The sequence below is a fragment of the Bradyrhizobium sp. LB11.1 genome (assembly GCF_040549385.1).
GTDB lineage: Bacteria > Pseudomonadota > Alphaproteobacteria > Rhizobiales > Xanthobacteraceae > Bradyrhizobium.
Window position 1 is genome coordinate 66,185 of record NZ_JBEPTH010000021.1, and the last position, 20,307, is coordinate 86,491.

17 protein-coding genes are annotated in these 20,307 nt (G+C 64.6%); 12 read left to right on the forward strand and 5 right to left on the reverse strand.

Annotated features, from left to right (window positions below):
* Positions 1–2: 2 nt before the first annotated feature.
* Positions 3–437 (reverse strand): hypothetical protein, encoded by a 435-nt coding sequence (locus ABIA96_RS33475; RefSeq protein WP_354083960.1) that lies wholly within the window; start codon positions 435–437, stop codon positions 3–5.
* Between the two features lie 65 nt (positions 438–502).
* Here ABIA96_RS33475 and ABIA96_RS33480 point away from each other — a divergent pair, with 65 nt between their 5' ends.
* Positions 503–1,090 (forward strand): hypothetical protein, encoded by a 588-nt coding sequence (locus ABIA96_RS33480; protein ID WP_354141200.1) that lies wholly within the window; start codon positions 503–505, stop codon positions 1,088–1,090.
* Positions 1,091–1,092: 2 nt separating this feature from the next.
* Here ABIA96_RS33480 and ABIA96_RS33485 read toward each other — a convergent pair whose 3' ends face one another.
* On the reverse strand, positions 1,093–2,436 hold the full coding sequence (locus ABIA96_RS33485; RefSeq protein WP_354141185.1) for an aminotransferase-like domain-containing protein: 1,344 nt from the start codon (positions 2,434–2,436) through the stop codon (positions 1,093–1,095).
* Between the two features lie 183 nt (positions 2,437–2,619).
* Between ABIA96_RS33485 and ABIA96_RS33490 the strand changes: the two genes are divergently transcribed.
* Positions 2,620–2,856: a DUF1127 domain-containing protein gene (locus ABIA96_RS33490; RefSeq protein ID WP_354141186.1), complete on the forward strand. Its 237-nt coding sequence runs from the start codon at positions 2,620–2,622 to the stop codon at positions 2,854–2,856.
* A gap of 1,123 nt (positions 2,857–3,979) precedes the next feature.
* On the opposite strand, the gene ABIA96_RS33495 is transcribed toward ABIA96_RS33490, so the two are convergent.
* Together ABIA96_RS33495 and ABIA96_RS33500 are read right to left on the reverse strand one after the other, a co-directional pair.
* Complete coding sequence (locus ABIA96_RS33495; protein WP_354141187.1) at positions 3,980–4,405, reverse strand: universal stress protein; 426 nt, start codon at positions 4,403–4,405, stop codon at positions 3,980–3,982.
* A gap of 55 nt (positions 4,406–4,460) precedes the next feature.
* Entirely contained in the window at positions 4,461–4,997 is a 537-nt protein-coding gene (locus ABIA96_RS33500; protein WP_354141188.1) for a SixA phosphatase family protein, read from the reverse strand.
* 154 nt (positions 4,998–5,151) lie between these two features.
* Here ABIA96_RS33500 and ABIA96_RS33505 point away from each other — a divergent pair, with 154 nt between their 5' ends.
* The 9 genes from ABIA96_RS33505 (at position 5,152) to ABIA96_RS33545 (ending at position 18,672) form a co-directional block, all read left to right on the forward strand.
* Complete coding sequence (locus ABIA96_RS33505) at positions 5,152–6,612, forward strand: NAD(P)/FAD-dependent oxidoreductase (protein ID WP_354141189.1); 1,461 nt, start codon at positions 5,152–5,154, stop codon at positions 6,610–6,612.
* Between the two features lie 86 nt (positions 6,613–6,698).
* Positions 6,699–7,211, forward strand: a complete 513-nt coding sequence (msrB, locus tag ABIA96_RS33510) for a peptide-methionine (R)-S-oxide reductase MsrB (RefSeq protein ID WP_354141190.1) — start codon at positions 6,699–6,701, stop codon at positions 7,209–7,211.
* Between the two features lie 191 nt (positions 7,212–7,402).
* On the forward strand, positions 7,403–9,661 hold the full coding sequence (locus ABIA96_RS33515) for a flagellar hook-basal body complex protein (protein WP_354141191.1): 2,259 nt from the start codon (positions 7,403–7,405) through the stop codon (positions 9,659–9,661).
* Between the two features lie 35 nt (positions 9,662–9,696).
* Positions 9,697–11,577 carry a flagellar hook-associated protein FlgK gene (gene flgK, locus ABIA96_RS33520; RefSeq protein ID WP_354141192.1) on the forward strand — a complete coding sequence of 627 codons (1,881 nt, stop codon included), beginning with the start codon at positions 9,697–9,699 and terminating at the stop codon, positions 11,575–11,577.
* Between the two features lie 20 nt (positions 11,578–11,597).
* Complete coding sequence (locus ABIA96_RS33525) at positions 11,598–13,511, forward strand: flagellar protein (RefSeq protein ID WP_354141193.1); 1,914 nt, start codon at positions 11,598–11,600, stop codon at positions 13,509–13,511.
* Between the two features lie 75 nt (positions 13,512–13,586).
* A complete protein-coding gene (locus ABIA96_RS33530) occupies positions 13,587–14,369 on the forward strand; it encodes a methylenetetrahydrofolate reductase (protein ID WP_354141194.1) in 783 nt (260 codons plus the stop codon).
* Positions 14,370–14,379: 10 nt separating this feature from the next.
* Positions 14,380–15,915 carry a hypothetical protein gene (locus tag ABIA96_RS33535; RefSeq protein WP_354141195.1) on the forward strand — a complete coding sequence of 512 codons (1,536 nt, stop codon included), beginning with the start codon at positions 14,380–14,382 and terminating at the stop codon, positions 15,913–15,915.
* Positions 15,916–15,931: 16 nt separating this feature from the next.
* Positions 15,932–17,179, forward strand: coding sequence for an ATP-grasp domain-containing protein (locus ABIA96_RS33540; protein ID WP_354141196.1), 1,248 nt, complete (start codon positions 15,932–15,934; stop codon positions 17,177–17,179).
* Complete coding sequence (locus tag ABIA96_RS33545) at positions 17,176–18,672, forward strand: pyridoxal phosphate-dependent decarboxylase family protein (protein ID WP_354141197.1); 1,497 nt, start codon at positions 17,176–17,178, stop codon at positions 18,670–18,672. Before ABIA96_RS33540 ends, ABIA96_RS33545 begins: the two co-directional genes overlap by 4 nt.
* 75 nt (positions 18,673–18,747) lie before the next feature.
* Here ABIA96_RS33545 and flbT read toward each other — a convergent pair whose 3' ends face one another.
* Positions 18,748–19,173 (reverse strand): flagellar biosynthesis repressor FlbT, encoded by a 426-nt coding sequence (flbT, locus tag ABIA96_RS33550; protein WP_354141198.1) that lies wholly within the window; start codon positions 19,171–19,173, stop codon positions 18,748–18,750.
* 322 nt (positions 19,174–19,495) lie between these two features.
* Here flbT and ABIA96_RS33555 point away from each other — a divergent pair.
* The coding region (locus ABIA96_RS33555) for a DUF1522 domain-containing protein (protein WP_354141199.1) at positions 19,496–20,307 on the forward strand (812 nt) is incomplete at its 3' end.

The window sequence follows — 20,307 nt, forward strand, 5'->3', positions numbered from 1 at the left end:
CCCTAGCCGCGGCGCAGCGCGAAATGCGCGCCGCAAAACGCCATCACCGCGCCGAGACACAGTGCCGCGAGGCCCGCGAGCACGCCGGAGATGGTCGGGATCGGGCTCGGCGCCGAGGCCGCCTGTCCGGCACCGGCGAGCAGGAGCACGCCGACCGCGATCAGGAATTGGCGCATCCGTTGCGGGATCTGGCCGGAGACGGCGCTCTGCATCAACGACGCCGTGAAATAGCCGCCGGAGAATCCGACGGTCGCAATCAGCCACCAGGCGATCGCCGCGCCCGTCGGCATGAACTCATGCGTGTCGGAGCGCCAGAGGCCACCCAGGTCGAGCCCGTAGCGCGCACCTAACATGTGCACCGCGAGCGCGAGCAGCACGCCCGAGATCATGGCGGCCCCGAGAATCAGGCGGCGCGGAAAATAGATCGTCTCAGCCATGCCCCGCTTGTAGGATGGGGGAGGGCGATCGCGCAAGCCGATCGCGGACAGGATTGATGATCGAGATGGGGGTTTCGAACGGGCACGGCGGGTCAGTCACGAGCTACGCCTATAAGGCGTCGCTGATCGGATCGGCGCATCGCTTCGAGTTGACGGAGGAGGGCCTGGCATGGCACATCGCCGGCCGCTCGGGCGTCTGGCGCTACGACGAGATCAGTGCAATCCGGCTGTCGTTCCGCCCCGTCTCGATGCAGCAGCACCGGTTTCGCGCCGATGTCAGCCGCGCCGGTGGCGGTCGCATCGCGATCCTGTCGACGAGCTGGCAGACTGCGGCGCTGATGGCGCCGCAGGACAGCGGGTTTCGCGACTTTCTTGTCGAGTTGCACGCGCGGATGGCGAAGGCTGGCAGCCGGGCCGAGCTGACCGCGGGCCTCGGCCGCAAAACTTATGCGGCAGTGCTGGCATTCCTGGCGATGCTGGCCGTGGCGATGGCCGGGCTTCTGATCCGCGCGCTGATGATCGGCGAATTCGCCGGCGTGCTGTTCATCCTCGGCTTCGCCGCGCTGTTCATCTGGCAGGTCGGCGGCTTCGTCCGGCGCAACCAGCCGCGCAGCTACAGCTTTGATCGGCTGCCTCGATCCCTGCTGCCGTAGAGCTACTCCGTCGAGTCGAAGTCTTCCTCTTTGGTGCCGAGCAGCGAAACGATCGTGCGCAGGCCGGAATCGAGCTGCTCGAACGAGGGCGGGGCGAGTGCCAATCGCACCGCATTCGGTGCATGGCCATGCGCGACCGCGAAGGTCGAGGACGGCGTCAGCGCGATACCGCGCCGGGCCGCCGCGGCAACGAATGTCTGCGAGCGCCAGTGCGGCGGCAACGTCAGCCAGAGATGATAGGAGCGCGCATCGGCGGCGATCTGGTAGCCGGCGAGCAGTCGTGCCGCGGTGTGCTGGCGGCGGGCGGCATCGATGCGTTTCAGCCGCGTCAGCTCGGCGACGGTGCCGTCGGCCATCAATCGCTGACCGGACGCGAGCGCGTGGCCCGAGGCGATCCAGCCGCCGGTGCGGACCGCGCTCATCACGCTCTCGCGCATGTGAGGCGGCGCGACGAGGATGCCGAGCGCTAGACCGGGCGCAACCTTCTTGGACAGGCTGTCGAGCACGATGCAGCGGTCCGGCCCGAGCGCTGCGAGCGGGGTATCGTCGGCGAGGAAGCCATAGACGGTGTCCTCGATGATGGTGAGATCGAGCTTCTCGGCGATGCGCATGATGTCGGAGCGCCGTGTCGCGTTCATGGTGACGCCGAGCGGATTCTGGATGATCGGCTGGAGATACAGCGCCGACAGATGCGCTTCGCGATGCGCCTTCTGAATCGCATCAGGTCGCGCGCCATATTCGTCCATCGGAATTGGCACCAGTGTGATGCCGAGCCGCGCGGCGATGCTCTTGACGTAGGGGTAAGTGAGCGCCTCGACGCCGCAGCGGCCGCCGGTGGGAACGAGGGCTGCAAGTGCGGCCGCGAGCGATTGCTTGCCATTCGCGGTGAACACGATTTGCTCGGCCTGCGGCGCAAAATCCTTGCGCGCGAGATAGGCGGCGGCGGCATTGCGCGCGCTCTTGGTGCCGGTGCTGGTCGAGACGCGCAACGCGGATTCGAGCGCGTCGACGCGTTCGAGCCCGGCGAGGCTCTTGGCGATCATCGCCCATTGCTGCGGCAACAGGGGATAATTGACCTCGAAATCGATACGCGCATCGCGCGGCTCGGTGATGGTCTCGACCTCGCGCCTGATGTCGCCGGAGATGAAGGTGCCGCGGCCGACTTCGCCGACCACGAGGCCGCGACGCAACAGCTCCGTATAAACACGGCTCGCTGTCGAGACCGCAATGCCACGATCATAGGCAAAATTGCGCTGCGGCGGCAGCCGGTCGCCGGCCCTTAACGTGCCGTTAGAGATATCCGAGGCAATGGCATCGGCAAGCTTCACGTACTCGAACTTGGACATATTGCACCGAGAGCAATGTTTTCCTTGCTCCGAGGAGTGTACTGGAGCATTTAAGTTCCATCAAGTTCCGCGATTGAGCCGAGGTGAGCGAGAGCAATCCGATGGCAAACGAGGTGCAGACGCTCTGGCGTTTGCGCCAACGGCACCTGCTTCGCCGCGCGGGACATCGGCCGGAGAAGAAAAATGACCATGATTTCGCAAACTGCCGGGCGGAATTTACGCCCATCCTCATCGAGCGGATTTTTTGCCACGCTCGTCAACGCCGCCTATGCCCTGTTCGACCGCCTGGAGCGCCGCACCGCCGTCAAGACGCTGAACGAACTCGACGACCGCGCCCTGCGCGACATCGGGATCAACCGCAGCCAGATCGAGGACGCCGTCTATGGGCAGTTCAAAGCCGAGCTGACGCGGTATCTGTGAGCGCCTTCGCGACGCTCGGCACGTCCGGGCGTGGCGAAGTTCGTAGGATGGGTAGAGCGTAGCGAAACCCATCAACGCTTCTGAAAAGATGATGGGTTTCGCAAGTGCTCTACCCATCCTACAGCCTCGCAGACACACTTGCGCATCCTCGCGACTCATCTCGCCCGAGCTTTGCTTCGTCGCCTCACCCTCACTTGAAAGAGGGCGCAGGGAAGACCGGGTGCCGGCTGGCACCCACGGTCCACTGTGCGGTAATTGCGAACAAGAATCTGCACAGCGGCATACAGGCGAAGCCCAACATCCGGCCTTCCCTGCGCAGTGGTTTGACGGCTTATGTCGCGCTCTCCCCGGGGAGCGATGCACTATTGCCCCCGTCGCCTCGCAGATGACTGATACGCGAACCCGGTTGAGCCACACGCATCACCACGAGCCTTGGCGCACAGACCCCGGGCGCCAGGACCACACGATTTTGCCGTACGCGGATCACACCGGTCGTGCGCGCGACGGTCTCGCTCACGGTTGCCCGCCCTGCAAAACCCTTCGCGCCGATGTGACCCACGTCCACCGCCATCCGGCCCGCGTTCGTGACGATCGCGATACGCCCCTCTTCCTTGGGCCGGGTTGCGGCAACACATACGCCAATTCCGAATTTCGGTAAAGTGGAATATTTTTGACAGTGCAGATTGCCCCACGCCTAGCGTGTTTTGCCGGACGGGCAACGCAAGATCTCGTGGCCTTCGTAGCCCGGATGGAGCGAAGCGCAATCCGGGAATCTATCCTGCGGACACAGCGGCCCCGGATTTCGCTGCGCTCCATCCGGGCTACGGACCGAGGCAGCGTCAGGCCACCGCGAACTGGCCCCACATGCCGCCATAAGCTCGATCGTCCTCGGACTGGTCAGGCTTGCGGCGGGGTCTCGTCGGAGCGGGACCTCGTAGGTCCATCTCCGCCAGAATTGCTTCACGGCATTGCTCCGAGTTTCGAAGCGCGATGAAATTGGGCTGCTGCTGCTTCCGCATCGTCATTGCGAGCGAAGCGAAGCAATCTAGAGTCCCTCCGTGGAGGCGGTCTGGATTGCTTCGTCGCAAGAGCTCCTCGCAATGACGGAGTTCGTGGTGAGAGCTCAGTGCCTGACCACCAGTACCGAGCACTTGGCATAACGCACCACATGCCCGGCGTTGGAGCCGAGGAAATAGGTGCGCATCGCAGGCCGGTGCGAGGTCATGACGATCAGATCGGCCTTCATGTGCACGGCTTCCTCCAGGATCTCGTGATAGATGCCGCCCTGACGCACCACGCTGGAGATGTGGGAGGCGTCGATGCCGGACTCGCGGGCGACGATGGCGAGCGCCTCTTCCGAGGTCTGGCGCTGCTGCTCGTCGAAATCGGCCGGGACATATTCGGCCAGCATCACCGGCGTCATCGGCAGCACGTTGAGCAGCCGGATCGATCCGTTCCAGTTCTGCGACAGCGTCGTCGCGGTCGCTATCGCAGGTTTTGCGAGATCAGTGTCGGCAAGATCGATGGGCACGAGAATGGACTTGAACATCTGCGCCTCCCTAATGACCAAGCTGATCAACCGGTCGAGACGGCGCCCGCGCGTCTCATCCAAGTCGAAGCAACTTGGGGCTGACGAACAGCACCAGTTTGCCGCGGCGGTAGGCCACGTCGTCCCAATCCTTGACGTCAAAGTCCAGGATCGCAAGCCCCGCGGTGGGCATATTGTCGGCGAGCGCCTTGGCGGCGACCGGATCGCCGCTGCCCATCAGCATCAGGGCAGCCTCGTGCATGCCCGGATTGTGCCCGATCAGCAGCAATTGTCGGGGGTTCGCCGGAATCGTTGCAGTGCGAACGGTTTCGAGAACCTGCGCGGGATCGGCGCCGTAGAGTTCCGGCAGGATCTCGACCTGCGGCGCGGCGACGCGGTCCTTCATCGCCTCCCAGGCGATGTCCCAGGTCTGTCTGGCGCGGACGGCGTGCGACACCAGCACGGCCTCGGGGACAGGCGGATGGGTGGCGATCCAGTCGCCCATCTCGGCGGAATCTCGCTGGCCGCGATCGTCGAGCCGGCGGTCCTGGTCACGGCCGCTCGGCGCGTCGGTCTCGGTCTTGGCGTGACGCAGCAGCATCAAACGGCGCATGGCATTCCCGAATCGTTCCACGTCAAGAATAATCTACAGGCGCCGGTTGAGGGCAAGGTGACAAGCGCCCGATCGGTACTAGGTTGTTATTTCGAGCATGATCTTATCGGAAAACCGCTGCGCACTTTTCCGGATCATGCTCTAAGAAAACGCTATGAGCGAGACTTTCACAAGCGTGTCCCAGGAAGAAGCCGGCTTTCGTGAACGTGTCCGGCTGTCGTTCGATCTCGACGCCGACATTTGCGTGATCGGGGCGGGGCTTGCCGGCCTTTCAATTGCGCTGGAGGCAGCCCGGCTCGGGGCCAGCGTCGCGGTGCTCGAGGGCCGTCATATCGGCTGGAATGCCTCCGGCAACCAACTCGGCACAGTGACGCCGGGCTTCGCGCTGCCGCTCACCGAGCTGATCGAGCGTATCGGCTTCGAAGACGCCAGGGAGTTGTGGACGCTCTCGAAGGAGGGCGCCGAGTTCGTCCGCGCCAACGCCACTGAAGAGAACATGCCGGGCATCGGCCTCACCGACGGCGTACTGGAGGTCTCCAATGTCGATGCCGGCGATCAGCTGATCCGCCGGCTCCAGATGCTGAACGAGGATTTCGACACCGAGGCCGAGGGCTGGCAGGTCGATCGCGTCCGCGAGGCGCTCAAGACCGATCGTTATTTCCACGGCGTCTATTACCCCCGGGCGTTCCAGGTCGACGGCCGCAAATATGTACACGGCCTGGCAGCGTTGGCGCGGCGTGCCGGTGCCCGCATTTTCGAGGACACGCCGGTCGTCAGCATCGATCATTCCGGCATCCGCAAGCGCATCGTCACGCCGTCGGCGCGGCTGCGCGCCACCCATATCGTGCTTGCCGGCAACATCCATCTCGGTGCGCCCTTGCGGCGCCTGTCGGAGACGCTGCTGCCTGTCTGGCGCTATGCCGGCATCTCCGCGCCGCTCGGCGAGCGGGTGCACGAGATCATCGGCTTCAAGGGATCGGTGATGGATACCGACGGCGTCGATCATTTCCGCATCGTCGACGGCGACCGCCTGATGTGGGAGAGCCCGGAGACCACTTGGGCCGCGCGGCCGCAGCGCTTTGGCGGTCCCGTCAGGCGGCGGATCCGGTCGATCTTCCCCCAACTCGGCAATGTCGAGATCACCGAGACGTTCGGCGGCGCCACCGGCCAGACCGTGCACGGCATGCCGCAGATCGGCCAGCTGCGCAAAGGCCTGTGGGTGGCGAGCGGGTTCGGCCGCCAGGGCATGAACACCTCCGCCATGGCTGGGCAGTTGATCGCGCGCAGCATTTTGAGGGGCGACGAGCGCTGGAAGCTGTTCTCGCCATTCGAGCTGGTTTGGGCCGGCGGTACCACCGGACGAGTCGCGGGCCAGTTGGTCGGGATCTGGGGCAGGGCGAGTTCCGCCGCCGCCGGGTCGCTCGCCCGCTACCGCGAGCGCGTACGGGTCAAGGACAGGGAGCGCGAGGCGCGGCTGGCCGCTGCCAACCGGGCCGCCGGCACCGGTCCCCGCCGTCCGCCGCCCGGAGTTCGGCCGCGGGTGGCCCCGGCGCCGCAGCCGCCTGCGACGGCGGACGCGGAACCGGTCTCCCAGGAGCAGAGCGTCTCGCAATAAGTTGAGAAGAATCCCGCCTGGAAGTGTAACGTCCGCCGTTAGAACCCGTATCTCAGGGCGTGGACTTCCTGCGCACGGAGAAAGACATGTTTGACCGCCGCATCCTGTTGACGACCGTCGCCGGCCTGTTTGGCCTTTCGGCCTTCCGCTGGCTGAGAGCCACCCCGGCCCAAGCGGGAGAGAAAGCCGCCGAGAAATTCGAGATCGAGAAGACCGACGCCGAATGGCGCGCCCAGCTCACGCCGCAGCAATATGAGATCCTGCGCAAGGAAGGCACCGAGCGGCCGGGCACAAGCCCGCTGCTCAAGGAGCACCGCAAGGGCACCTTCGCCTGCGCCGGCTGCGATCTCCCGGTCTTCGCCTCGGAGACCAAGTTCGAGAGCGGCACGGGTTGGCCGAGCTTCTACCAGCCGATCGACGGCAATGTCGGCAAGACCGAGGACCGCACCTTCGGCATGGCCCGCACCGAGGTGCACTGCCGGCGCTGCGGCGGCCATCTCGGCCACGTCTTCGACGACGGTCCGAAGCCGACCGGATTGCGCTACTGCATCGACGGTTTCGGGCTGGTGTTCCACCCGGGGACGGCCTCGGCGACGTAGAGCTTTATTTGACGCGTTTCCCCGGCAATTGTTGCCGGTCCGGCAATTATGCCCCGGTCATTCGACCGGGGCATGTCTATTTAAGTGACTGATTTTACAGTGATACCCGCATTGGCATAGGCCTTGCGACGTCTCCTCCGACTGCGGCCATTGGTCTGCCGGCCGCCGAGATCGGATTTGGAGACAAAGTTATGGGTATCTTCGATGCAATGAACACCTCGGTGGGTGGCCTGCAGGCGCAATCCTACGCGCTTCAGAACATCTCGGGCAACATCGCGAACTCATCCACCACCGGTTACAAGGGCATCGGGACCAGCTTCGAGGATCTCATCCCCGACGCCTCCGTGCCGAGCAAGCAGGTCGCCGGCGGCGTCACTGCACACGCACAGGCGACCATCACCACTCAGGGCACGATCTCCGCTTCCAGCGTCGCCACAAACATGGCGATCACCGGCGACGGCTTTTTCTCGGTGCAGAAGGCGACCGGCACCGTCGACAACGTGCCGGTGTTCGACGGCGTCACCTATTACAGCCGCCGCGGCGACTTCCAGGTCAACGCTAACGGCAATCTCGTCAACGGCGCCGGCTACTATCTGATGGGTGTCACGGTCGACCCGAAGACCGGCAATCCGACCGGCAGCGTGCCGACGGTGCTGCAATTCCAGAACAACTTCGTCCCGGCGCAGGCGACCACCTCAATTCAGTACGCGGCGAACCTGCCCTCCCAGCCGAATACGGTGTCGAGCTCGACCGCGACGAGCGGTACGCTGCTGGCTGCTGGTGGACTCAATCCGTCCGATTATGCCTCGAATCCGCTGACGGTGGGCACTCCGCCCGCACCCTATACAAGTGCGGCGGCTTCCGGCGCTGCCGCCACCGGCAATACGCGCTCGGCCTATACGTCGACGATTGCGACGGGCTCGGTGGCGCTGCAGGACAATGCCTCGGCAGCGGCAGGCACGGGTACGTCCCTCGACAGTACGCAGGGTTCGCACCTCAATCAGGCCATGCTCACTGCGCTTGACGGCACATTCATGACTGTCAACGGCACCAAGATCGCCTTCGACAGCAGTGCCTCAGGCGTGACGACCGTGGCGGGCCCCCCCGCGGTCACCACGATCGGTATGGCGGCGAGCTCCGGCACGACCGTTAACAGCATCCTGACCGCAATCAAGAACGCCGGTGGCACTGGCGTCAACGCTACGCTGACCGCCAGTGGCAACATCCAGATATCAAGCGGCACGAGTGTCGACGTGGCGGTCAGCGGCACCGCGGCCACCACGCTCGGCATCAGCAGCGTGACACGCGGCGGCAACGTGCTGTCCACGCCCGCGATCACCGGCGCAACCTTGCTGAGCGGCGCTGCGACGGCAGGCGGTACGGAGGTCCTCTCGTCGGCCTTTGCCAACAACGATACGATCACGGTGAACGGTCAGACGCTGACCTTCATGACTGCGGGTGCGTCCGGCCCGAACCAGATCAACATCACCGACAACATCTCGACCTTGCTCACCAAGATCGACGGTCTCACCGGCGCGACAGGCTCCTCGATCTCCAACGGCGTGATCACGCTGAACACCGGTACAGTCAAGGACCTGTCGGTGACCAGCTCCAACCCCAGCGCGTTTGCCGCGCTCGGCTTCACGTCGACCATCACCAAGAGCCGGGGCGGCGGCGGTACCGCCGGCACGGGCACCGTGGTCGGCAACGACATTGCGACCTTCACCAAGGAATCGATCAGCGGTGGCGCGGTGACCGCATACAACGCGGCGGGCACGCCGGTGAATCTGCAATTGCGCTGGGCCAAGACGGACAGCGCTTCGCTGGGCGCCGGCCATACCGATAGCTGGAACCTGTTTTACCAGACCGACCCGAATGCGACCGGCACGACGGTCGGCTGGATGAACACAGGGCAGACCTTCACCTTCGCCAGCGATGGATCGCTCACCTCGCCGAGCGGTTCGGGCATCACCATCCCCAACGTCACCGTCAGCGGTCAATCGCTCGGCTCGGTCGCCTTAAACATCTCCTCGGGCGGGCTGACGCAATATGCGAGCACCAGCGGTGCGGTGACCATCAACACCATCACGCAGAACGGCTATGCGGCCGGTCAGCTCCGCTCGGTCGCCGTCAACAACAACGGCCTCGTGGTCGGCACCTTCTCCAACGGCCAAAATCTCGACCTCGCCTCGGTGACGCTGTCGCACTTCAACGGCACCAACTATTTGAAGGCGATGGATGGCGGCGCCTATGCCGTGACCGATCAGTCGGGTCCGGCGATCGCGGGCGCCTCGGGCACCATCAGCGGTTCGTCGCTGGAAGGATCCAACACCGACATCGCCGACGAATTCACCAAGCTGATCGTGACCCAGCAGGCCTACTCGGCCAACACCAAGGTGATCACGACAGCGAATTCGATGGTGCAGGATCTCTTGAACGTGTTGCGCTGATTGGCGCGTAACGTAACCAAAGGCGGCTAGTCAACATGGGTTTGAGTTCAGCCCTTGCCAGTGCGATGAGCGGTCTGCGTGCCAACCAGGCCGCGCTTTCGATCGTCTCCTCGAACGTCGCGAATTCGCAGACGCCGGGTTACGTCGCCCAGACTCCGAACCAGATCGAAGTCACCACCGGCGATTTCGGCTCGACCGCGAAGACGACCGGCGTCAGCCGGGACATCGACAGCTATGTGCTGAACCAGCTGCGCACCGAGACCGGCGGCAGCGGCTACGCCGACCAGACGGCCAACATTCTGAAGCAGCTTCAGAATGTCTATGGCACGCCCGGCAACAGCGGCACACTCGAAACCGCGCTGAACAATTTCACCAGCTCGCTCCAGGCGCTGTCGACGAGCGCAGGCTCGTCTTCGGCGCAGACCGTCGCGCTCGGTGCGGCGCAGGCGTTGGCGACGCAGCTCAACGTCACGACCAAGGGCATCCAGTCGCTGCGCTCAAATGTCGAGCAGGATCTCGGCACCTCGGCGCAGCAGGCCAACGCGGCGATGAACCAGATCGCCGACATCAACACCAAGCTCCAGGGCCTGGCTTCGACCGACCCTTCCGCGGCGACGCTGATGGACCAGCGCGACCAGGCGATCAACTCGCTGTCCAAATATGTCGACGTCCGTGTCACCACCGACGGTTCGAACCAGGCCAATATCTACACCACCACCGGCATCCAGTTGGTCGGCGCGGGGCTCGCCTCGCAATTCTCCTTTGCGTCGGCCGGCGCGCTGTCGGCGACCTCGCTCTACAACATCGATCCGGCCAAGTCCGGGGTCGGCGCGCTCACCATCAAGCTGCCGAATGGCTCGTCAATCGACGTCGCTGGCAACAATGTGGTCTCCTCCGGCCAGATCGCGGCCGACCTGAAGCTGCGCGACCAGACGCTGGTGCAGGCACAGAGCCAGGTCGACCAGCTCGCCGCGACGATGTCGAGCGCGCTATCTGACAAAACCACGGCGGGCGCCACCGTCTCCGGTCCACCCGCCGGCTTCGACATCGATCTCGCCGGCGCGCAACCGGGCAACACCGTCAACCTCACCTATACCGACTCCACCAACACCCAGCGCCAGATCACGCTGGTGAACGTGACCGATCCGGCGGCGCTGCCGCTCCAGAACGCCACCAACGCCAATCCGATGCAGATCGGTGTCAATTTTTCCGGCGGCATGGGCGCGATCGCCTCGGCGCTCAACACCGCGCTGCCCGGCTCGCACCTGTCGTTCTCCGCTGCTCCGTCGCCGGCGACCGCGACGACGCTGCGGGTCACCGACGACAACAGCGGCCTTGCCAAGGTTAATTCGGCGTCGAGCACCAAGACGGTCTCGTCGCTGACCTCGGGCGGTCCGCAGCTGCCGCTGTTCACCGACGGCGGCCAGGCGCTTTATACCGGCGCGATCACGGCGTCGGGCTCGCAGATGACCGGTCTCGCCGGCCGCATCGCCGTGAACACGCAGCTGACCACCGACCCGACCAGGCTGTCGGTCTACAGCACCTCGCCGGTGACGCCCACCGGCGACACCACGCGCTCGGACTATCTCTACTCGCAGCTCACCAGCGCGGTGTACTCCTATTCGCCGCAGACCGGTCTCGGCTCGGCGAGCCAGCCGTTCACCGGCAGTGTCTCCAACTATCTCCAGCAGTTTCTGAGCGTGCAGGGCAACGCCTCGACCCAGGCGACTGCGCTCCAGCAGGGCCAGAGCGTCGTGGTCTCGACGCTCCAGGCCAAATTCAACTCGACCTCCAGCGTCAACCTGGACTCGGAGATGTCGAACCTGATCCAGCTCCAGAATGCCTATGCCGCCAACGCCCACGTCATGTCGGTGGTGCAGAGCATGATGAATACGTTGCTCCAGGCTCAAGTGTAACCAGTACAGGGCTCTGAAACATGTCGATCAGCAGCATCAATTACGGTACGTCGGTCCTCGGCGCGCAGATCCGTAACATCAACCAGCAGCTCACGGACCTGTCGACGCAGCTCTCGACCGGCAAGCTGTCGCAGAATTATTCCGGCATGGGAACTAACGAAGGCTTTGCGATCGCCTCGCGCGCGCAGCTTTCGAACATCGCCGCCTATACGGACACGATGACCAACGTCAACGTCAACATCAACCTCGAAAACACCGCGCTGCAGTCGATGACGACGATCCGCAACACCGTGCAGACGGGCTCCGCTACCAGCGCGCAAGATCTCAACGTCAACGGCCAGACGGTCGCACAGAACACCGCCGCAGCGCAGTTCGGTTCGATGGTCGGCGTCCTCAACACGCAGTCGGGCAACCGCTACCTGTTCTCCGGGTCCGCCTACAACACCCAATCGGTCGCAAATGCCGGCGACATCATCAACGGCACCACGACGCAAGCGGGCCTGAAGACGGTCATGGCCGAGCGTCAGGCCGCCGACCTCGGCGCCAATGGCATGGGGCGACTGGTGCAGTCGCAGCCCAGCACGACCTCGGTGCAGGTCGCGGAAGACAGCCCGGCATCGCCGTTCGGGCTGAAGATCTCCGCGGTCTCGTCGACGCTGACGGGCGCGACGGTCACGGGTCCGAGCGGCTCGCCGGTGTCGTTCTCGGTCAATTTCGGCGCCACGCCTCCCAGTAGCGGTGACAAGCTCAGTGTTCAGTTCACGTTGCCGGACGGCTCGACCGAGCAGATCGACCTGACCGCGAGTACGGCGACGCCTGTTCCGGTCGGTAGCTTTGCGATCGACACTGGCAACCCCAGTGCCGCTCCGCCGGTTGCACCCAACCCGGTCACCACGGCAACGAACTTCAATACCGCGCTGAACACCGCGATCACGAAGCTCGCCAACACCTCGCTGGTGGCGGCATCCGCCGTCACCGCCGGCGACAATTTCTTCAACACCGATAGCTCGGCGATCGGCGCTGCCAAGACCAACCAGGCGACCCCGGCGGCACCGATCAGTGGTGCTACCGCGCTGTCGGGCACGGCGCCTTCCAACTCGATTGCACCGGGTTTCTCCGCCGGCGACACCATCACCGTCAACGGCACCACGCTGAGCTTCGTCGCCTCGGGCGCGACCGGCAACCAGCTCAACGTCGGCGATAGCATCCAGACCCTGATGAGCAAGATCGACGCCATCACGGGCACCTCGAAGCCGTCGACCATCCATGGCGGCTCGATCACGATCAACACCGACGATGCGGCGAGCCTGAGCATCTCGGGCTCGACCCCGGGCGCGACCGCCGCGCTGGGTGCGCTGGGCTTCGCCTCGTCGCCGATCACCGCGACGCAGCCGCCGCTGCGGGTCGGCTCCTCGCCTGCGAGCTCGGCGACGACGTTGGTGAACGGCTCGGCGACGACCGTGAAATGGTACACCGGCAATGACGGACCGGGCTCGCCGCGCTCGACCGCGGTGGCGCGGGTCGACGATTCCGTCACGGTGCAATACGGCGCGCAGGCTGACGAGGACGCGATCCGCAAGCAGTTGCAGGCGATCGCCGTGTACGGCACATTCTCGACCTCGCCGACGGGGCAGTATTCGGGCGCAGCGGTCGCGGCGCTAAGCCTGCGGACGACGCAGGCGCTGACGCCGCAGCCCGGGCAACAGAAGATCGAGGACATCCAGACCGATATTGCAATGTCGCAGAACACGATGAAGGACGCGAGTACGCGCCAGACCCAGGCCAAGGCGCAGCTCCAGAGCATCGTCGACCAGGCGGAGTCGGCCTCGCCCGACCAGGTCGCGAGCGAAATCCTGTCGCTTCAGAACGCGCTGCAGGCGTCCTACCAGACTACCGCCAACCTCGCGCAGCTCTCGCTGGTCAAGTACCTGTAAGGGCGCATTAAGGCGCCGTTAACCATGCCTGTTTACCTCTTGGTGAGGATTTGAACGGGGCGCGCGGAGCCGTCAATGTCGGACAAGATGCAACTGGTGGTGGCCACGCCGTGCTTCGGCGGGCAGGTGTCGAGCATTTACGCGAGCTCGATCTTCGCGCTCCAGCGCGCCGTGCACGGCATGTCCAATCTGGGGCTCAAGGTGCTGTTGCGCGACGGCGACGCCCTGATCACGCGTGCACGGGCCAATCTGGTCGCGATGTTCCTGGACGACCCGGACGCGACGCATTTCCTCTTCATCGATGCCGATATCGGCTTCAAGCCCGAGCAGGTGTTCCGGCTGATCGAATGCGGGGCCGACGTCGTCGCCGGCTGCTATCCGATCAAGAAGGTCAATTGGGACAAGGCCAGGCGCGCGATCCAGTCCGGCCGCACCGATGTGCCGGCGGCGTCGCTCGACTACGTGCTCGAGATCGAGGATCCCGACCGCATCGTCGTGGTCAACGGTTTTACCCGCGTGCGCTATGCCGGCACCGGTTTCCTGATGATCCGCCGTCAGGCGCTCGAGGCGATGTGCCGCCATCCGGACTACGCCAATCTGCAATTCTTTCGCGAGCATTCGCACGACACGCTTGTCGCGAGCCAGAACCGGTTCGCGCTGTTCGAATGCATGATCGATCCGGCGACCGGAACGTATCTCTCCGAGGACTTCGCCTTCTGCAAGCGCTGGACCGATATCGGCGGCGAGATCTGGGCCGACATCCAGAGCTCGCTCGACCACGTCGGTCCCTCGGTGTTCCACGGCGACATCGCCTCGCAATTCGCAGCCGCGCCCGCGGCGGCGGCCGACGCGGCGTGAGCCTGCCGGGATGAGCATCGGCGCATCCCATATCGCAGACATCGAGCGAGCGTCCGAGAGCGGCTCGCGCTATCGCCTGCGCGATCTCTTCACGCCGCTGGATACGCTGCTCGCCTCCGGCGGAGACCAGCGGCTGGCGCTCGACCCGAAGGCGCGCGTCAATGCCTATGGTTGCGCGCCGTCGCCCGAACCCGAGATCTGGAATTTCGCCTCGTCGACGGCATCGCCGATCTCGCAGGCCGGCTACGACCGTGCCGCGCTGGCACGCGAGGAACTGGTGCACAAATCGCTGTTCGACGAAGTCGAGATCGCCTTCGACCGGCGCTGCGAGGACATGCGCGACGAATTGCGTGCGCACTTCCAGCTCCCGCCGCGCGTCGATGTCGTGTTCTCGCCATCGGGCACCGACTCCCAGCTCCATGCCCTGTTCCTGGCTCGCGCGGTGCTCGGCGCGCGGCCGGTGACAATCGTGGTCGGGGCCGACCAGACCGGCAGCGGCACGGCGCATACTGCGCGGGGGCACCATTTCAGCACGATGACGGCGAGCGGCGCCACGTCGGGCCTCGCGATGCGCGCTGACGCGGATGCCGAGGTAATGCGTGCAATCGAGAACAGCCTCGCGCAAGGCCGGCGCGTTTTGTTGCACATCATGGATTCGTCAAAGCTCGGCTGGCGGGCGCCGGGTGCCGCCTGTCTCGATGAGATCGCGCGGCGCTGGCCGCGCAAGGTTCAGGTCGTCGTCGATGCCTGTCAGGCACGGCTCGGCCGCCGCCGGCTGCGCTCCTATCTCGATCGCGGCTACATGGTGCTGATGACGGGTTCGAAGTTCTTTGGTGGGCCTGCCTTCAGCGGTGCGCTGCTGGTGCCGAAGGGCCTTTCGCGCGCGCTTGACCGGATTGAGGGGATCGCGCCGGGCTTTTTCGACTATGTCGGCCGCTGCGACTGGCCGATGAATTGGACGGCGCTGCGCTCCCGCTTTGAACGTCGCCCGAATTTCGGCCAATGGTTGCGCTGGGAAGCCGCGCTTGCCGAGACCGGCAACTATTACGCCGTGCCCGGGGCGTTCCGCGCCGAGGCGATGGCCGGGCTCGCGACCGGCATCGACAACATGATCGCGCTGTCGCCGTCGCTGCGCGCCGTTCCGGCGGCCTTCGACAAGGCGGATGCGGACGACGAGGAGTTCGCGCGGCGTACGATCTTCCCATTCACGCTGCTTCGTAACGGCAAGCCGGTGTCCATCGCTGACACCAGCGTCGTTCATCGCGCGCTGACGCGCGACATGAACGACGACATTGTCGGGAGCGCGGCGGACCGGCAGGTTGCCGCACAGCGCTGTCTCGTCGGCCAACCGGTGCGGCTGGAGCAACCGGACGGCATGCCGCAGGCCGCGTTGCGCCTATGCATCGGCGCGCGGCTCGTCACCGACGCCTGGTCGGCCGACAGCGCACATGCGCAACGCAATGTGCTGCACATCCTCGATCGCATCGCCCTCATCCTCGCGAAGACCGAGCTGCTGCTTGACCATACCGCCGCTGTACCGGCGTAGCCCTTATAGGTGTGAGATGTTGCATCCGCTTACCGCGCCGAACTATGCCGACCGTATCGGCTTTGCGCATTTGACCCGGCAGGCCTTCGAGGGCGTCGATCTGCGTCCGTTGCGCGAGCGGCTGCTGGCACGAATCGCGGAGGGGACGGCGCAGGCGGGCGAGGGGCTGGATCTTTCGCTGATTGCCCAACTGATGGGCGAGAAGGAAGCAGGCCTCGTGATCCAATCCGAGGTGCTCTCGTTCCACCAATTGTTTCGCACGCCCTCTGCCGTGGCAAAGCCGGGCTTGCGCGTGCTTGCGCTTGCGGCCGACATCGACATGGGCGGCAACACGCCGATCGAATTCTTGCTTGAAGGCTCCGACATCGAGCTCCTGACACTCTATGTCACCAAAGGCACAGGTCTGCCGGAAACGCTTCCTGATCACGACGTTGCCATCGTGGTCGCATCCGACTCCGAGGAATGCCGCGAAGCGCTAGCGCTGATCGAGAGAGCGGCGACGCGCTGGCCGCGGCCGTTGCTCAATAGCCCCGAACTCATCGGCAATCTCGATCGCGACAAGCTCTATCGGTTGCTGGCGGATGTCCCCGGTCTCGATATTCCCGTAACCGCAAACGCGACGCGTGCGCAATTGACGGCTCTCTCGGAGGGGCGGATCGCTTGCGCGGAGATCACGGGCGAATTGCACTTTCCGATGATCGTGCGTCCGCGCGGCACGCATGCCGGCGTCGGGCTTGCGAAGATCGACGATGCTTCCGCGCTCGCGGCCTATCTTGCCGAGCGGCAGGAGCAGGACTTTTTCGTCGCGCGTTTCGTCAACTATGCGAGCCCCGACGGGCTCTATCGCAAAATCCGGCTCACGATGGTCGACGGCAAGCCCTATGCTTGCCACATGGCGATCGCCGATCGTTGGGACATCTGGTATCTCAACGCCTATATGGCGTTCAGCGAGGAGAAGCGTGCTGAAGAAGCCGTCTTCATGCAGGACTTCGATCGCACCTTCGCGGCGCGCCACAAGAATGCGCTGGACGAAATGACCCGGCGGGTCGGGCTCGATTATTTCATCGTCGATTGCGCCGAGAATCAGAACGGCGAGCTTCTGGTGTTCGAGGCCGACAACACCGCCGTCGTGCACAACATGGATTCGCCGGTCGTGTTTCCATACAAGCCGCCGCAGATGCGCAAGATCTTTGCAGCGTTCACCGCGATGCTGTCGCGGCATGCCAAGGCGATCGACGGGGCGGGCGAGGTGAGCGCTGCATGAACGAGATCATCCGCAACACGCAGGCATCTGTTACGAGCGGATCGCTCGATCCGCAGGACTGGAGCGAGTTTCGCGCGCTTGCGCATCGCATGCTGGACGAGGCGATCGACGGCATCGCCAATGTCCGCGCGCGTCCGGTCTGGCAGCCGATCCCCGATGAGGTTCGCGCGGCGGTTCGAACCGACGTGCCGCGCCAGGCGACCGATCTCGCCGAAGTCTATCGCGAATTCTCCGAGCACGTCGCGCCTTACGCGACCGGCAACGTTCACCCCGGTTTCATGGGCTGGGTGCATGGCGGAGGCACCGCCGTCGGCATGCTCGCGGAGATGCTCGCCGCCGGCCTCAATGCCAATCTCGGCGGGCGCGATCACATGCCGATCGAGGTCGAGCGCCAGATCGTCGAGTGGATGCGCGGCCTGTTCGGCTTTCCGCTAGGCGCGAGCGGTATCTTCGTCACCGGCACGTCGATGGCCAATCTGATGGCGGTGCTGGTAGCGCGCACGAGCGCGCTCGGCGCGCTGGCGCGGCAGCATGGTATCGGAAATGACGGCACGCTGCTCACGGCCTATGCTTCGAAGGCCGCGCATGGTTGCATCTCTCGCGCAATGGACATCGCCGGGTTCGGCACCGACGCGCTGCGCAAGATCGATGTCGATGCCGATCATCGCATCGACGTCGCCGCGCTGCGCGCGCAAATCGCTGTTGATCGTGAGGTCGGCTTCAAGCCGTTCCTGGTCACGGCGTCTGCCGGGACCGTCGACATCGGTGCGATCGACGACCTCAAGGCGGTCGCGGATTTGTGCCGCGAAGAAGGCATCTGGTTTCACGTTGATGGTGCCTTCGGTGCGCTCGCGATTCTCTCTCCCGAGCTTGCGCCGCTGCTGGAGGGTATCGATCTCGCGGATTCGATCGCGCTCGACTTCCATAAATGGGGACAGGTGCCCTATGACGCCGGCTTCCTGCTGGTGCGTGACGGCGAACGGCATCGGCAGGCCTTTGCGCAGCCGGCGGCCTATCTGAGCCGCGAGGCGAGGGGGCTTGCGGCCGGCGCCGTCTGGCCGTGCGATCTCGGTCCGGATCTGTCGCGCGGTTTCCGTGCGCTGAAGACGTGGTTCACTCTGAAGACATTCGGCGCCGACCGGCTGGGTGCGGTGATCGCGCGAAGCTGCGCCCTCGCAAAATATCTGGAGACGCGCGTGCTCGCCGAGCCGCGGCTAGAGCTGCTTGCACCTGTCAATCTCAACATCGTCTGCTTCTGCTATCGCGCCGGCGATGCGATCAATCGGGAGATTGTCGCCGATATCCAGGAGTCCGGCATTGCCGCACCTTCGAGCACGACGCTGGACGGCAAGCTTGCGATCCGCGCGGCGATCGTCAATCATCGCACCGCGGAGACGGATATCGACGCGTTGGTGTCAGCCGTGATCAAGTTCGGTACGCAGCGGACTGGCGGTTTGATCGAGATCGACGCGCCGCCGCTCGCGGCGCAATAACCGCGACCGGCTGAAACGACAACGGCCCCGGAGATGATCCGGGGCCGTTGTCGTTTGCGCGGGGTCTTACTGAGATCAGGCAGCCGAGCTGACGTCAACCTCGGGGTGTGCTGCGTTGTATTGGTCACGCAGCTTCTCTTCATAGACGATCAGCTTGCGGGCATCCTTCAGCGCCCGGTAGAGGTCGCCATTCAGGATGTTGTTGTTGATGGCCTCGATGATCGGCCAGGAGCTCGGCACGGCGGTGACGATGTCGCGCACGAGGTTGAAATAGGTGCCGTGCTGGGTCTGTGGGTCCGGCGAGATGTACATGAGCTGGACCGCCAGATAGACGAGCTTCGCAGGCGTATCGGCGGTCTCGGGCGTGAGGATATCGCGCTCGCGCAGGATCGGCACGTTGTCGCCGTCGATCAGAAGGCGGGCCCGCTGGTCAGTGTTGGTGATTACGCAGTTACCGACAATGATGCGTTCGTGCGGCCTGAGCTCGACCTTGAGGGCCATTGCCTGTTCTCCATCAACGCTTTCGTAACCGAGCGTGAGTTTGGGGCGGATCAGGGCGCAATACTCTCTCAACATTAGTTAACGAGTTCTAAATCCTGGCCAATGCCACGGAAAAGCTCAATCATATCAATGTCAAAAGTGCCCGCCGGCGCGACGTTGCTGCTGCGCAGATCAACCGAATCACGCCGCGACTCAGCGAAAGCGCCATTTTCATTTCATGCTTCGTTAGATTCTCGGAGCCACGGTCCGGCGGTCGCTGGGTCAATCAAGATCCCAGTAGACGCGTAACAGTAGGCGTCGTTTACCAGAAAGGTAACACCCAATGTCCGGTATCGTTCTCTCGTCCTCGGTTCGTCAGAACCTCCTCTCCCTCCAGTCCACCGCTGACCTCCTCGCCACCACACAGAACCGTCTGTCGACCGGCAAGAGCGTCAATTCGGCTCTGGACAATCCCACCAACTTCTTCACGGCCCAGTCGCTCGACAACCGCGCCAGCGACATCAACAATCTGCTCGATGGCATCGCCAACGGCGTCCAGGTGCTGCAGGCCGCCAACACCGGCATTACCTCGCTGCAGAAGCTGATCGACAGCGCCAAGTCGATCGCCAATCAGGCGCTGCAGACCACCGTCGGCTATTCCACCAAGTCCAACGTCTCCACCACGATCTCCGGTGCGACGGCGGCCGACCTGCGCGGCACCACGAGCTTCGCTAGCGCAACTGCAAGCAGCAACGTGCTGTTTGACGGTGCGGCGGGTGGCACCACGGCGGCGAGCGGCACCACGACGCTCGGCGCCAGCATCGGTGTCCTGACCGGTACGGCGGGAACGGCCGGCGACGGCACCACGGCCCTGACCGGCGCCATCACGTTGATCGCCACCTCGGGCACGACTGCAACCGGCCTGCTCGGCAACGCCCAGCCCGCCGACGGCGACACGCTGACCGTCAACGGCAAGACCATCACCTTCCGTGCGGGCACGGCTCCGGCCTCGACCGCAGTTGCGTCCGGCTCGGGCGTTAGCGGCCACCTCGTCACCGACGGCAGCGGCAACACCACCGTCTATCTGGGTAGCACCGGTACGCCAGCGACGCTTGCGACCGTCAGCGATCTCTTGACCGCGGTCGACCTCGCCAG